We start from the raw sequence: 13,460 nt of genomic DNA, 5'->3' as shown, positions 1-13,460 counted from the left end.
CGCGATTCGGACACAATGGCAAAACGAATGAAGGTTGAGATATGACAAGCCTGGACACTGCGATGCAAGGTCAGCGGGATCACGATGCGACGGAGGTCTCGGAGACGGTTCCGTCCGTCTCGAGTGGACTCGATCGGAAAATCGTCGACGCATTCCCCGAATATACCGTGCGCAAGGATCTGGTCGGCAAGATCAAAGGCAACGCTCTGGTGCCCTCGTATGTGCTCGAATACCTGATCGGCCAGTATGCGGCCACCACGGATGCGGCAAGTCTCGACGCGGGCGTGAACCGGGTGCGTCAGATTCTCGCGGACCACTACGTTCACCGCGAGGAAGCCAATCTGGTGCAGTCGAAGATTCGCGAACTCGGACGGTACAGCATCATCGACCGTGTACAGGTGGTGCTGAACGAGAAATATGATCGGTATGAGGCCTCGTTCTCGAATCTCGGGATCAGCGGGGTCACGGTTGATCCCGCTGTGGTGAAGAGGAATCCGAAGTTGCTGGTCGCGGGCGTATGGTGCAAATGTGCCCTTGGCTATGCGTATTCCGGCGACCCGCATGAGGTGCCGTGGCAGTTGCTAAAGCTCGTCCCGGTGCAGATGTCCCATGATGATCGGAAGAACTACCTGACGCTGCGCTCCCGGTTCACCACGCAGGAGTGGATCGACCTTCTCATGCAATCGATCGGTTTTAATCCCGACATGTTCGGCCTCCGGGCGAAGCTGCTGCATCTCGTGCGCATGATCCCGTTCGTGGAACGCAACTACAATCTCATCGAACTCGGTCCCAAAGGTACGGGCAAATCCCACATCTATTCCGAATTCTCGCCGCACGGCATGCTTATTTCCGGCGGTGAAGTGACCGCCGCGAAACTGTTCGTCAACAACGCGAACAACAAGATCGGGCTGGTCGGATACTGGGACATCGTGGCGTTCGATGAGTTTGCAGGCAAGGCGAAGCGTGCCGACAAGGCGCTCGTCGACATCATGAAGAACTATATGGCCAACAAGTCGTTCTCTCGCGGCAGGGAGATGATGCAGGGCGAGGCCTCCATGGTGTTCGTAGGCAACACGTCGCACAACGTGCCGTATATGCTCAAGAACTCCGACCTGTTCGAGGAACTTCCCAAGCAGTATCATGATCCCGCGTTCCTCGACCGCATCCACTACTACGTGCCCGGATGGGAGTTCGAGCAGATCCGCGGGGAGATGTTCACTAGCGATTACGGTTTCGTAGTCGACTATCTGGCGGAAATCCTGCACAATCTCCGAAACGTGGACTATGGGGGAACATACGAACGATATTTCACCCTTTCGTCATCGTTGAGTACGCGAGACAAGGACGGTGTTCGTAAGACGTTCTCCGGCCTGATGAAACTCATTTACCCGACGGGGGAAGCCAACGCGGATGAAATGGAACCACTGCTGCGCTGCGCCATCGAAGGACGCAAGCGCGTTAAGGACCAGCTGTGCCGTATTGATTCCACCATGGCGGAAGTGGACTTCTCCTACACGCGCCGAGGCGCCGACGAGGCAACCACCGTGCACACGTTGGAGGAGACGGAATATCCGCGACTGTACTGGCGTGGCGTCCCGGAAGATGAGACGGACGATGTTCCGGCAGGGGACGATGCTGAATCCTCGGATGGCGGCTCCATGCAGTCCTCGGTCTCCCGAACCGAATCCGTCTCTTCTGGGAATGTGAAGCCTCAGCCCGCGTCTCAGCCGAAACTGAGTGCGCGTGAACGGCTCGCTTTGCAGGCGAAGCCCGGCCGCAAGGAATATCAGGAGGGGCAGCACGGCGTGAGTTACGACAAGCTATTCGGACCTTGGATCTACGGAGCCAAGAACATCACCATATGCGACGCGTTCATCCGCAAACCCTACCAGATCCGCAATCTGGCGGAGTTTCTGGAGACCGTGCTGCGGTTCAGCGACCGATCCGAGGAGATTCACGTCCACCTGATCACAGGGCGGGACAACCCGCCGGAAGACCGACAGGACAACGACCTCGCGCAGATTCAGGAGAACTATCACCAGTTGGGCATTATGTTCTCATACGAATTCAGCGGCTCCATCCACGATCGTTCCATCAGGACCGAAACGGGATGGGTGATCGATTTTGGTCGTGGACTGGATATCTACCAGCGTTATGAGGCTGACTGGTTCAGTCCGTTGCTGCGCATGCCGGCGCTGCGGGCGGTGCGGAACTTTACGGTGAATTATTCGCCGACGAAGTAGGGGGAGTAAGGGCGAGTTCGGAGATTCCGGGCTGGTGCTCCTTCCTCTGTCCCGCAGCCGGCTACAACACCGCGTCGGCCTGCATGAGATACACGTTCTGGCGCATCATCTTGGCTTGGGCGCGGGTGATCTCATCCTCGTCAAGCATCTCGCGGATCGTCTCCAACTCCAGCCGGAACGTCTGCGTGCGAATATCCGCCACACCCTGACGCGAAGGCAACGTCTGCAGACTCACCAGCGACGACGTCTTGGTATGCAGACTGCTCAACGCGGCACGATACTCGCCGATCAGACGGGCGATGATCTCCGCGTTCTCCACATCGGTGAGCACCTCCCGCTGCAGGTGGGCGATCGTGGCCTTGAACAGCTCGATCTGGATGGCACGCATCATATCCACCTTGCTGGAGCTCAGACCGGGCGCCACGCGGGCGATCACCGCCCAGGCGCGACGGACAAGAATCGCGAGCTGACGACGGGGCTTGGCCTGACGGATCTGAATATGATGCCCATTCGGACCGGCCATATGATTCAACGACGTGTTCAGACGACCGAGCAGCTCCTCGGCAGCCTCCTCCTTCTCGGGATGGTCCTCGACCAGCCGGTTCAGCCACTCACGCTCCCACTCAAGCGTGGTCATCCGCACCTTCTGCTCACGCTTGACCGTCTCCTGCGGCACCGCCAGCTTCACACGGTCGATGCGCTCGCCGTACGAATGCATCACGGCACGGACCTCGGTGTGCGTGTCCGGGGTGTCGAGTTCGGCGATCTTGGTGAGCGTGCGACGCAGCATCTCGACGTTCACCCGGGCGTATTCCTCGCCCTGCGCGTCGTCGTCCTTGGGGGCGAGCAGCGGCAGTACGATGTTGGCCGACACCAGCGAGACGACGATGTAGCCGGAGATGATGAACAGCAGGGCGCTGCGCAGCGGGATATGCGTGGCCTCATCGATCCCGTAGGGCAGCGTGAAGGCGAGCGCCAGCGAGATCGTGCCCTTCGGGCCGCCGAACGTCATCACCGCCGCACTGTGCCAACGGTCCTTGGTCATGGGACGGCGCTTGCCGGTCGTCGCATCCTTGGTCACGCGCAGCATGCCGGCCATCCACAGGAATCGGATCGCCAGGGACACCACGGTGAGCACCGCCACCGCCAGCACGAGCATCCGGCTGCTGACGGACGGATTCTCCCAGCTGGCGCGCATGGCGATCGGCAGTTCGATGCCGAGCAGGACGAACACGGAGCCGTTGAGCGTGAATTCGACGAACTGCCATACCGAGTTCGACACCAGGTTCGTGCGGGCGATGTCGCTGCCGAAGCCATAGCGCTGGAAGGTGATGAGCAGTCCGGCGGCGACCACGGACAGTACGCCGGAGACATGCAGATGCTCGGCGGCGGCATAGGCGGTGAAGGGGATGAGGATCTCGATGCCGATGCGCAGCGTCATCGTTTCCATGCGGTATCGGCGCAGCAGCAGGACCAGATGGTTGAACAGGAAGCCGATGACCACGCCCACGGTCACGCCGCCGAAGAAGCTGAAGGTGATGCCGCCGGCGAATTCGGACATCGAGAACGTGCCGGTGAGCGCCGCGGCGCAGGCGAACTGGAAGCCGACGATGCTGGCCGCGTCGTTGAATAGGCTTTCGCCCCTGAGCACGTTGAGTTGACGGTCGGTGAGCTTGGCCTCCTTGCCCAGTGAGGCGACTGCCACCGCGTCGGTCGGTCCCAGTGCGGCGCCGAGCGCCAGTGCGGCGGCCAACGGCACCGCCGGCCACAGCACGTGCAGGGTCACGCCGGTCACGGCCAGCGACAGCAGGACCAGTCCGATCGCCAGCGACAACGAAGGGCCGAGGTTCTTCGCGACCTCGCGTCTGGGGACGTTGCGCGCCTCAAGGAACAGCAGCGGTGCGATGAACAGCACCATGAACAGTTCCGAATCCAGTTCCAGATTCGGCAGGAACGGGGTGAAGTACCAGCAGACGCCCAGCGCGATCTGGACCAGAGGCGTGGACACGCGTGGTATGAAATGGCTGAGAGCCGAAGAAATCAGAACGGCGATCAGAATCTCCAGTACCAACGTGAGTACAGCCATGGCGAAAAGAATCCCTCTAGTCTCATTGTCTCATCATCTCGTTGCGGAAAGCGATCCTCTCCGCGCATTTCGACTCTAACAGTCTGATGTTTCGACATCAGATGAATTCGTCATGGGCTTACGGAAAATACCCCGTAAACCCAAGCTGAACAACGCGTGTCCTATTTTTGTCCTAATCGTCCCCGTTACCCCTTAGACTTGATTAGGTCGCGACGATGTTGTGGCCGCCTTGATCCGACGTTTCAGAAAGGCGTGCGCATGTCATTATCAGCTGCTCAAGCCAGCTCCAACTCCTCCCCGAGCAAGGATTTCATCGGTAAAAGCGTGGTGACGCTCGATGATCTGACGACAGAGCAGATCGAACTGCTGCTGCGCAAGGCGCAGTACATTGATGCCAATCGCAAACTGGTCTCACACACCTGCGATGGACGTGTCATCGCCACATTGTTCTATGAGCCGAGCACCCGCACCCGTCTGAGCTTCGAAACCGCGATGCTGCGTCTCGGCGGTCAGGTGATCGGATTCGCCGGCGCGCAGCTCGCCTCGGTGAGCAAGGGCGAGTCCATCGCCGACACGCTCAAGACGGTCGAGAACTTCGTGGACGTGGTGGCCATCCGACATCCGAAGGAGGGTGCCGCACTGGTCGCGTCCCACGCGGTCGACATCCCCGTGATCAACGCCGGCGACGGCGGCCACATGCACCCGACGCAGACCCTGGCCGATCTGTGCACCCTGCAGTCGCGCTTCGGGCGGATCAACAACCTCACCGTCGGCCTGTGCGGCGATCTGACCTTCGGCAGGACCGTCCATTCGCTCATCGAGACGCTGTGCCGTTTCGGCAATGTGAACTTCGTGCTCATCAGCCCCGACGAGCTGAAGACCCCGCAGTACGTGATCGACCGCATCAAGGAGACCGACAGCTGCACCTATGTGGAGGTCAAGGATCTGGTCTCCGTGATCGGCGACCTCGACGTGCTGTACATGACCCGCGTGCAGCAGGAGCGCTTCTTCAACGAGGACGACTACCTGCGTCTGCGCGACACGTACATCCTCGACGAGGACAAGATGCGTCTGGCCAGGAAGGACATGGCCGTGCTGCATCCGCTGCCGCGCGTCAACGAGATCTCCGTGGACGTGGATGACGATCCGCGTGCCGCGTACTTCGAACAGGTGAAGAACGGCATGCTCATGCGCATGGCCCTGGAATGCTCGGTGCTGGGCGATGAGCTCCCCGGATTCGACCCCGATGGAATCGACGCAGTCAACATGAAGGAGGTGGCCGCCTGATGGAGGTGACCAGCATCAGCGAAGGCATCATCATCGACCACGTGCCGGCGGGCACGGCGCTCAAGGTGCTCAACTATCTCAACATCGATCCGTCGACCACGCGTCTGGCGCTGATCATGAACGCCACAAGCCACCAGTTCAAGTCGAAGGACATCATCAAGATCGAGGGCGATGTGGACATCGACCTCGACGTGCTCGGCCTGGTCGCCCGTCAGGCCACCGTCGACGTGGTCCATGGCGGCAGGATCGTCGAAAAGCTCTCGCCGACGCTGCCCGAGCATGTGACCAACGTGATCACCTGCGTGAACCCGCGTTGCGTCACCACCATCGAGCGTGGCATCAAGCAGCGCTTCCACCTGTCGAACGCGGAGCGTGTGGAATACCGCTGCGACTACTGCGACGAGGAAGCCAAACTCTGACCGACGTATCGGTCCCGTCCGTCCGACGGCGACGGGACCGAGTACGGGTCATGGATCCAACGGACATAGGAAAGGACGGCGCATGATCACCCTGCGCGACATCACGGTGTGGGACACCGGAGAGACCATCGATCTGACGATTCCCGACGGGGTGATGCCCGACGGTGAATATGATGCCGCGGGGATGACGCTCGCGCCCGGCTTCGCCGATCCGCACGTTCACTTCCGCGATCCCGGACAGACCTACAAGGAGTCCATGGTGTCCGGATGCGCGGCGGCGGCCTCCGGCGGATACACCGACGTGCTTATCATGCCGAACACCGTTCCCGCCATGGACGGCGAGACGCTCGACGATCCGGACGCCCCTGGCGCCAGAGAGGTGCTTGATGCGGGTTGCACCGATGTCATCGACTACCTGCAGCATTACGAGGCCGTCCACAAGGTGGATCTGCCGGTACGCTACGACCTGTGCGTATGTGCGTCGAAGGGGCGTGCCGGGCATGAGGCCACCGAGCTCGATCATTGGCGCCATCACATGCTCGGACAGGACGATGCGGCCAAGGACCGTTATCAGCTGGCCCATCCGGTCACCGCGATCAGCGACGACGGTTCGGCGGTGACGCCCGGCATCCTCGATGACGTGTTCGCCATGACCCGCGAATCCGGACTCTATCTGATCGAGCATTGCGAACATCATGACACCGGCGCGGTCAACGACGGTCCGGTCTCCCGCAAGCTTGGCGTACCGGGCATCCCGGAGGACACGGAGCTCAGGATCGTCGAACGTGACATCGCCAAGGCCCGTGAAACCGGCGTCCACGTGCATTTCCAGCATGTGAGCACTGCGATCTCGTTCGACGCGATCCGCAGGGCGAAGGCGGAGGGACTGCCGATCACCTGCGAGACGGCGCCACACTATCTGGCCCTGTGCGACGAGGCGCTGCTCAAGTACGGTACGCTCGCCAAGATGAATCCGCCGCTGCGTTCGGAAGCGGATCGTCGTGCCACCATCGAGGCCATCGCCGACGGCACGGTGGACATGCTGGCCACCGATCACGCACCGCATACGCTCGAGGAGAAGGAACGCGGCTTCCTCGAGGCGCCCAACGGCATCATCGGACTGGAATGCGCGTACGGCGTATGCCACAAGGTGCTCGTGGACGGCGGATTCATCCCCGACGAGCGCCTGATCGAACTGATGAGCGTGGCGCCGATGCGGCTCATGGGCCACGAACCCACCGACATCAGCGCACTGCTCGGCGGACGCAAGCCGGAGACCGGCACGGTCGCCAACCGCGTGCTGGATCTTGGCGCCATCGACCCCACTGCGGCCGCAGGAGTCGGCCTCGCCGTGCTCAACACCAACGAGGCATGGACCGTGGACCCGGAACGGTTCCACTCCAAGGCCCGCAACACCCCGTTTGGCGGTTGGTCGGTGACCGGCCGCCCGCTCGCCACCATCATCGGGCCGAAGCTCGTCTTCAGCCGCATCGGACGCTAGCCGGACCATCCCGGCCGTACAACGGCGGGCGGGAGCGGGAACGACGACGCAGACGGTCAGAGCAGACAGCAAGAAAGGAACAAGGAAACACCGTGGATCGACTTATCGACGCCATCGCAGCCGCGGACAACCCCAGTGTGGTCGGTCTCGACCCCAAGCCGGCGCTGCTGCCCAAGCAACTGATCGACAACGCCCGCGAGGCGACGATCAGCGAAAGCGAAATGGGCAACCCCATGGGGGCGGAAGCCGCCTGGTCCATCAACTTCGCCGCCATGTACCTCAGGTTCAACACGGCGATCATCGACGCGGTCAAGGACATCGTTCCCGCGGTCAAACCACAGATCGCCATGTATGAGGCGCTCGGCGAGGCCGGATTGTGGATGTACGCCCGCACCTGCAAGTACGCGCAGGACAACGGTCTGTACGTACTCGGCGACGTCAAGCGCGGTGACATCGGCTCCACGGCCGAGGCGTACGCCCACCATCTGAGCGGCTTCCCGCTGAAGTTCGCGGACGTGGCCGATCCCGACGAGGTGGAGAACGTGGAGCGCAACGCCGAAGCCAACGCCGCGCGGATCGACGACGTGGAGGAGAACGGCGACGAGTTCCAGTTCGGATCCGAATGGTATGAGGATGCGGTCACCGTCAACCCGTACCTCGGCACCGACGGCATCACCCCGTTCGTCGACGCGGCTGCGGCCCACGACAAGGACATCTTCATCCTCGTGCGCACCTCGAACCCGTCCAGCAGCGAGATCCAGGAACTCGAACTGGCCGGTGGCGGACGCGTATACGAGCATGTGGCCGATCTGGTCGAAGGCTGGGGTGCCGAGACGATCGGCGACCACGGCTACTCCCGCACCGGTGCCGTGGTCGGCGCCACGCACCCCGAGGAGGGTGCCCGGTTGCGTGAGCGCATGCCCCACACGTTCTTCCTCGTTCCCGGCTATGGCGCTCAGGGCGGCACCGCCGCCGACGTGGCTCGCATGTTCGACGCCGATGGTTCCGGTGCCATCGTCAACTCCTCCCGTGGCATCATCGGCGCATGGAGGAACAACCCCGACTATGACGAGGAGCTTGGCGTCGACGATGCGCTGCACGTCGTGGCCGAAAGCGCCCGCGCCGCGGCGATCGCCATGCGCGAGGACCTCAACTCGGCCCTGAAGGAGGTTCGTCGATGAGCGCGGATGTCTTCATCTCCACGGCGGATCGGGCGAAGCTCGACGCCAGCGAGCGCCTCGTCGCTTCAGCCGTCGAACATGGCTGGTTCCCGCCGCGGCATACGGTGGCGATCACCGGCATGCGTGAGCTTGACACGAACGTGATGCTCATGACCATCCGTGACCCGTATATCGCCAGGCATGGCAGGCCGGCGCAGTTCGTTGATTTCTTCACCCATGACCCCATGCGTCTCATGCCGCGCCCGTTCGGCATCGGTGAGATCAACGGTGACGAGGTGAGTTTCATCTTCGCCGTGGTGGGGGAGGGCACCCGACAGTTCGCCGAGCTGCACGCCGGTGATGTGATCGATGTGATGGGTCCGCTCGGCCGTCCGTTCCAGACCAAGCAGACCGCGAACTACGTGCTTGTCGCCGGCGGTCTTGGCGTGCCTCCGGTGATCGCCGCCGCCCAGCATATCGCCGGGCTGGAGGGCTCCCGCTCCACCGCCGTGTTCGGATACCGGAACCATCATTTCGCCGACGACATCGTGGCGCGTCACGCGGATGTCGTGCACAGCATCGACGAGTCCGAGGGCAATGTGATCACCGTGCTCGACCGCATCGAGGGGGAGCTCATGGCCTCCGATCTGCCGCCGGTGATCCTGTCCTGCGGACCGATGCCGATGATGAAGGCCATCGCCGCATGGGCCGCCAAGCGGAACATCCCCTGCCAGTTCAGCCTCGAACAGCGTATGGGATGCGGGTACGGCACCTGCGTGCTGTGCACTACCGACACCGTGGATGGCCGCCTCAAGGTGTGCGCCGACGGCCCGGTGTTCACCCGTGAACAGTTGGGATGGGAGTGATGACGATGAGCGATACGACACCGATCGACCTGTATGAGCCGTACGAGTGGCGGCACTCTACCGTGGTTGCCGGCGTACCGTGGAAGAACCCGGTGGGCACGGCCTCCGGCACGTTCCAGTATGCCGCCGTCCGTTGGTTCTATGACGTCAGCCAGCTTGGCGCCGTATGCACCAAGGGCGTCTCCCCGATACCATGGGAGGGCAACCCCGGCGTTCGTACCGCCGAGGGGCCGGCCAGCAACATCAATGCCGTGGGCCTGCAGAATCCCGGCGTGGACCATTATCTCGTCGATGATCTTCCCAAGCTCAAGAAGATCGGCGCGAACGTGGTCGCCAACGTGGCCGGACACAGTGACGACGACTATGCGGCTGTGGTCGCCAAGCTCGCCGATTCCGCGGCCGACATGCTGGAGATCAACGTCAGCTGTCCGAACGTGAGCCATGGCGGCATGAGCGTGGGCACCGATCCGGTCGCCCTGAGCAAGCTCATCACCCGTCTGCGCGCGATGACCGACAAGCCCATGATCGTCAAGCTCACCCCGAACGTCACCGACATCGCCGTTCCCGCGCGTGCCGCCGTGGAGGCCGGCGCCGACGCGCTGAGCCTGATCAACACGATCGTCGGCATGCGCATCAACACGCGCACGGGCAAACCGATCATCGATCACGTGACCGGCGGCGTGTCCGGCCCCGCCGTGCTGCCGATCGGCCTGGCCCGCGTCTGGCAGGTCCGTTCCGCGCTTCCCGAGATTCCGATCATCGGCATCGGCGGCATCGACACCGGCGAGAAGGCGCTCGAATACCTGTATGCCGGAGCCAACGCCGTGGAGGTGGGCGCGGCGGCGCTGTTCGATCCGATCGCACCGTTGCGTGTGGCCCGCGAACTCGACGCCCTGCTCGACGACCGTCCCGAACTGGCCGCCAAGCTCGCCGCCGGCAAGACCTGGCGATAATCGTTCATTCATCAGACAAAAGGAGCATCCCTTGACCACCACATCCCTTGACCACCGCTTCACCGAGTTCCTGCTGGAATCGCAGGCTTTGAAGTTCGGCGAATTCACCCTCAAGTCCGGACGCAAGTCCCCGTATTTCATCAATGCCGGCGCGTTCAACGACGGCCGTAAGATCGCCACGCTGGGTGCGTTCTACGCCGAGAAGATCGCCGACGAGATCAAGGCCGGAAACCTTCCCGCCGACATCGACACCGTGTTCGGCCCCGCCTACAAGGGCATTCCGCTGGGCGTGTCCACGGCCATCGCGCTGACAAGCGCCCATGGCATGGAGGTTGGATACACGTTCGACCGCAAGGAGAAGAAGGATCACGGCGACGGCGGCATGATGGTCGGCACCCAGCTGACCGACGGCATGAAGGTGCTGCTCGTCGACGATGTGATGACCGCCGGCACCGCCGTGCGCGAGGTGATCCCGAAGCTCAAGGCCGAAGCCGATGTCGATGTGGTCGGTCTGGTGCTGTCCGTGGACCGCATGGAGAAGACCAAGGACTCCGACACCTCCGCGGTCAAGGCGGTGGAGGCCGAATTCGGCTTCCCGGTGTTCGCCATCGCCAACGTGCGTGAGATCTTCGAAGCCGGCCGCCACATCGCCACCACCAACGGCGAACCCTATGTGACCGACGGGATCAAGGCCGCCGCCGACGCCTATCTCGACCAGTACGGCGCCTGACCGGCCGTCGTATCCGCCGTAATGGGGCATGGCGTATCCGGAATCGTGAACCGTCGATGGGTAAGATTGACATCGACGGTTCACGCTATGCAAAGGAGGATACATGACTGACGCCGAAGCATCCTACACCGATCCGGACGAGGATCTGTACGACGCCGAACTGATCGACGATGATGACGACTGCCGCGTCTGCCCGTTCAAGGCGAACCGGGACAAGCTCATCCCCGGTCTGGTCACCGCCGTGATCACCGTGGCCAGCATCGTGGTGGGCGTATACCTGCAGTATGCGATCACCAAGGTCGCCGTCAAGGACGCACTCAGGGAGTCCATCCACCGGTAAGCCGATAGGTAAACGGCCATTCTCGGATGATATGAGCGGAGTTCGCCTGCCATGTCGACGTCTCATCACATGTGACCCATGAATGTCATGGATGGGACCGTATGGCAGAAGCGGCTCCGCTCTGTTGTCATTCTGCCCGGTTCCGCTTGTTCGCGCGGATCGTGGATCTCAGCCGAGCCGCACGCCGACCGAGGCGAGATCACGGCGGGCCTGCTCGGCATCGGTGAACCGGAACGTGCGGATGCCCACGACCTCGGCGCCGACCACGTTGCGCATGGTATCGTCAAAAAACACGCAGGATTCGGCGCGGAGGCCGAACCGTTCCAGCGCCAGCTCGTAGATGTCGGCATTCGGCTTGTGCATCTTCTCCACACCCGAGACCACGGTGCCGCCAAGCAGCTCCTCGATCTGCGGGAACTTCTCGAACGCCAGATGAAACGTCTCATGCGACCAGTTCGTCAGCCCCCACACACCGTAGCCGGCGGCCTTCAGATCACGGAGCAGCTGCTCCATACCGGGCAGCATGCGAGGCAGCGCATCGGCGTAATGATCGATGTAATAGCGGAAGATGCCGGCGATCTCCTCACCCTGCTCGCGCACCACATCCGGATAGATGTCGGCGAAGTCCTCACCGGCATCCATACGATCCTCATACCGGTAGAACCCATGCGGATCATCGTCCGCGCAGATCGCGTCGACCGTCTCCTGCGGGAAACGTCCCTCCAGGCATGCGCGGCACTGCCAGTCGAGCAGCACCCCGCAGAAATCGAAGATGACGTCGGTGATGGGGGAGTCGTTGCTCATGCGAATTCCTCTTTGCTCGGAACGGATTGATATCGTCTGACAGTGTAATGCGCACCCATGAGGCACGACCATCGCATTCCGCCCATTGAGCTACACGACCGGTTCGCCGAAGCCGGACACAGGAACGAAACACTCCAATATGCGGGCCTGTATCCGGGCGATGGCACAGAGTAAGCTAAAGGAAGGCATGCCGAACGAGCGGCATCGGGGCCGAAGGAGTGTCTAGCCCATCATGTCCGATTGGAATTCAGCACAGTATCTCAAGTTCGAAGCGGAACGCACGCAGCCCTCCGTCGATCTGGCACGTCGCGTCAGGCAGATCATTCCCGGCCCCAACATCATCGCCGACCTCGGATGCGGACCGGGCAACAGCACCACCGTGCTCCGCGAACAGTTCCCCAACGCCCGACTGTTCGGCATCGACAATTCGCCGAACATGATCGCCAGCGCCAAGGAAAACCATCCCGGCATCGATTTCATCCTCGGCGACGTACACCATCTGCACGGCCGATACGATCTCATGTTCTCAAACGCCTGCCTGCAATGGATCCCCGGACACCGACTGCTCATCCCGCAGCTCATGGAATCACTCAACCCCGGTGGCGTCCTCGCCGTGCAGATCCCCATGGTCGGCCACATGCGCCTGTTCAACATCATCAACGAAGTGGCCTGCGACCCCCGTTGGAATCTCGGCGACATGCTCACCGGACGCAACGGCACGCTACAGCCCGACGAATACTTCGACATCCTCGCCGCCGTCAGCGCCGACTTCACCCAATGGGAGACCACCTACTACCACCGCATGCCATCGGCGGACGCACTGGTCGAATGGGTCAAGGGCGCTCGCATGCAGGTGTATCTGCATGCGCTCGACGACCGCGATCCCAGCGGGGAGCTGTCCAGGGAGTTCGAGCGCGAGGTGACGTGGCGGGTGAACTCCGCATACAAGCCGCAGCCCAATGGTGAGGTGATCCTGCACTTCCGCCGGTTCTTCTTTATCGCCACCAAACGCTGGTAGTCGTTGCCGCGCTGTCATGTGCGGCAGTCATGCCCAGGCTCGCATATGGGCGG

The 13,460-nt window shown here is 62.1% G+C and carries 12 protein-coding genes; 10 read left to right on the top strand and 2 right to left on the bottom strand.

Annotated elements, in window-relative coordinates; all coding sequences use genetic code 11:
• Positions 1-41 precede the first annotated feature (41 nt).
• A complete protein-coding gene (gene brxL / locus EP30_RS04355; RefSeq protein WP_258185362.1) occupies positions 42-2,243 on the top strand; it encodes a BREX system Lon protease-like protein BrxL in 2,202 nt (733 codons plus the stop codon).
• A 61-nt stretch (positions 2,244-2,304) separates the two neighbouring features.
• Here the strand turns inward: brxL and EP30_RS04350 are convergent, their stop codons facing one another.
• A complete protein-coding gene (locus EP30_RS04350) occupies positions 2,305-4,329 on the bottom strand; it encodes a sodium:proton antiporter (protein ID WP_140556497.1) in 2,025 nt (674 codons plus the stop codon).
• A 258-nt stretch (positions 4,330-4,587) separates the two neighbouring features.
• On the opposite strand from EP30_RS04350, the gene pyrB reads away from it, so the two are divergent.
• The 8 genes from pyrB (at position 4,588) to EP30_RS04310 (ending at position 11,585) form a co-directional block, all read left to right on the top strand.
• Positions 4,588-5,616 carry an aspartate carbamoyltransferase gene (gene pyrB / locus EP30_RS04345; protein ID WP_140556494.1) on the top strand — a complete coding sequence of 343 codons (1,029 nt, stop codon included), beginning with the start codon at positions 4,588-4,590 and terminating at the stop codon, positions 5,614-5,616.
• Positions 5,616-6,035, top strand: coding sequence for an aspartate carbamoyltransferase regulatory subunit (locus tag EP30_RS04340; protein ID WP_094665413.1), 420 nt, complete (start codon positions 5,616-5,618; stop codon positions 6,033-6,035). Before pyrB ends, EP30_RS04340 begins: the two co-directional genes overlap by 1 nt.
• Before the next feature lie 82 nt (positions 6,036-6,117).
• The gene (locus EP30_RS04335) at positions 6,118-7,536 is read left to right on the top strand and encodes a dihydroorotase (protein ID WP_140556491.1); all 1,419 of its coding nucleotides are present in this window, start codon (positions 6,118-6,120) and stop codon (positions 7,534-7,536) included.
• A 92-nt stretch (positions 7,537-7,628) separates the two neighbouring features.
• On the top strand, positions 7,629-8,717 hold the full coding sequence (pyrF, locus tag EP30_RS04330; protein ID WP_181160788.1) for an orotidine-5'-phosphate decarboxylase: 1,089 nt from the start codon (positions 7,629-7,631) through the stop codon (positions 8,715-8,717).
• Positions 8,714-9,562: a dihydroorotate dehydrogenase electron transfer subunit gene (locus EP30_RS04325; RefSeq protein ID WP_140556488.1), complete on the top strand. Its 849-nt coding sequence runs from the start codon at positions 8,714-8,716 to the stop codon at positions 9,560-9,562. The genes pyrF and EP30_RS04325 overlap by 4 nt, the downstream gene beginning before the upstream one ends.
• A complete protein-coding gene (locus EP30_RS04320; RefSeq protein WP_140556486.1) occupies positions 9,553-10,515 on the top strand; it encodes a dihydroorotate dehydrogenase in 963 nt (320 codons plus the stop codon). Before EP30_RS04325 ends, EP30_RS04320 begins: the two co-directional genes overlap by 10 nt.
• Positions 10,516-10,546: 31 nt before the next feature.
• On the top strand, positions 10,547-11,245 hold the full coding sequence (pyrE, locus tag EP30_RS04315; RefSeq protein ID WP_140556483.1) for an orotate phosphoribosyltransferase: 699 nt from the start codon (positions 10,547-10,549) through the stop codon (positions 11,243-11,245).
• Positions 11,246-11,348: 103 nt separating this feature from the next.
• Positions 11,349-11,585 carry a hypothetical protein gene (locus EP30_RS04310; protein ID WP_094665423.1) on the top strand — a complete coding sequence of 79 codons (237 nt, stop codon included), beginning with the start codon at positions 11,349-11,351 and terminating at the stop codon, positions 11,583-11,585.
• A 168-nt stretch (positions 11,586-11,753) separates the two neighbouring features.
• On the opposite strand, the gene EP30_RS04305 is transcribed toward EP30_RS04310, so the two are convergent.
• Positions 11,754-12,389, bottom strand: a complete 636-nt coding sequence (locus tag EP30_RS04305) for an HAD family phosphatase (protein WP_140556480.1) — start codon at positions 12,387-12,389, stop codon at positions 11,754-11,756.
• Positions 12,390-12,621: 232 nt separating this feature from the next.
• Between EP30_RS04305 and EP30_RS04300 the strand changes: the two genes are divergently transcribed.
• A complete protein-coding gene (locus EP30_RS04300; RefSeq protein WP_140556478.1) occupies positions 12,622-13,407 on the top strand; it encodes a methyltransferase domain-containing protein in 786 nt (261 codons plus the stop codon).
• The last annotated feature ends 53 nt before the right edge of the window (positions 13,408-13,460 follow it).

Origin of the sequence: Bifidobacterium sp. UTCIF-39 (assembly GCF_006408715.1) — a bacterium.
In the GTDB taxonomy this organism is placed as follows: Bacteria; Actinomycetota; Actinomycetes; order Actinomycetales; family Bifidobacteriaceae; genus Galliscardovia; species Galliscardovia tissieri.
The sequence above is the reverse complement of the archived record's forward strand: the minus strand, read 5'-3'. Positions and strand labels throughout refer to the sequence as shown.

What these genes read in the sequence shown, in the direction of transcription:
- EP30_RS04335 (WP_140556491.1), top strand. Translation starts at nt 6,118, where the DNA reads ATGATCACCCTGCGCGACATCACGGTGTGGGACACCGGAGAGACCATC.
- EP30_RS04310 (WP_094665423.1), top strand. Translation starts at nt 11,349, where the DNA reads ATGACTGACGCCGAAGCATCCTACACCGATCCGGACGAGGATCTGTAC.
- EP30_RS04305 (WP_140556480.1), bottom strand. Translation starts at nt 12,389, where the DNA reads ATGAGCAACGACTCCCCCATCACCGACGTCATCTTCGATTTCTGCGGG.
- brxL (WP_258185362.1), top strand. Translation starts at nt 42, where the DNA reads ATGACAAGCCTGGACACTGCGATGCAAGGTCAGCGGGATCACGATGCG.
- EP30_RS04320 (WP_140556486.1), top strand. Translation starts at nt 9,553, where the DNA reads ATGGGAGTGATGACGATGAGCGATACGACACCGATCGACCTGTATGAG.
- EP30_RS04300 (WP_140556478.1), top strand. Translation starts at nt 12,622, where the DNA reads ATGTCCGATTGGAATTCAGCACAGTATCTCAAGTTCGAAGCGGAACGC.
- EP30_RS04350 (WP_140556497.1), bottom strand. Translation starts at nt 4,329, where the DNA reads ATGGCTGTACTCACGTTGGTACTGGAGATTCTGATCGCCGTTCTGATT.
- EP30_RS04340 (WP_094665413.1), top strand. Translation starts at nt 5,616, where the DNA reads ATGGAGGTGACCAGCATCAGCGAAGGCATCATCATCGACCACGTGCCG.
- pyrB (WP_140556494.1), top strand. Translation starts at nt 4,588, where the DNA reads ATGTCATTATCAGCTGCTCAAGCCAGCTCCAACTCCTCCCCGAGCAAG.
- EP30_RS04325 (WP_140556488.1), top strand. Translation starts at nt 8,714, where the DNA reads ATGAGCGCGGATGTCTTCATCTCCACGGCGGATCGGGCGAAGCTCGAC.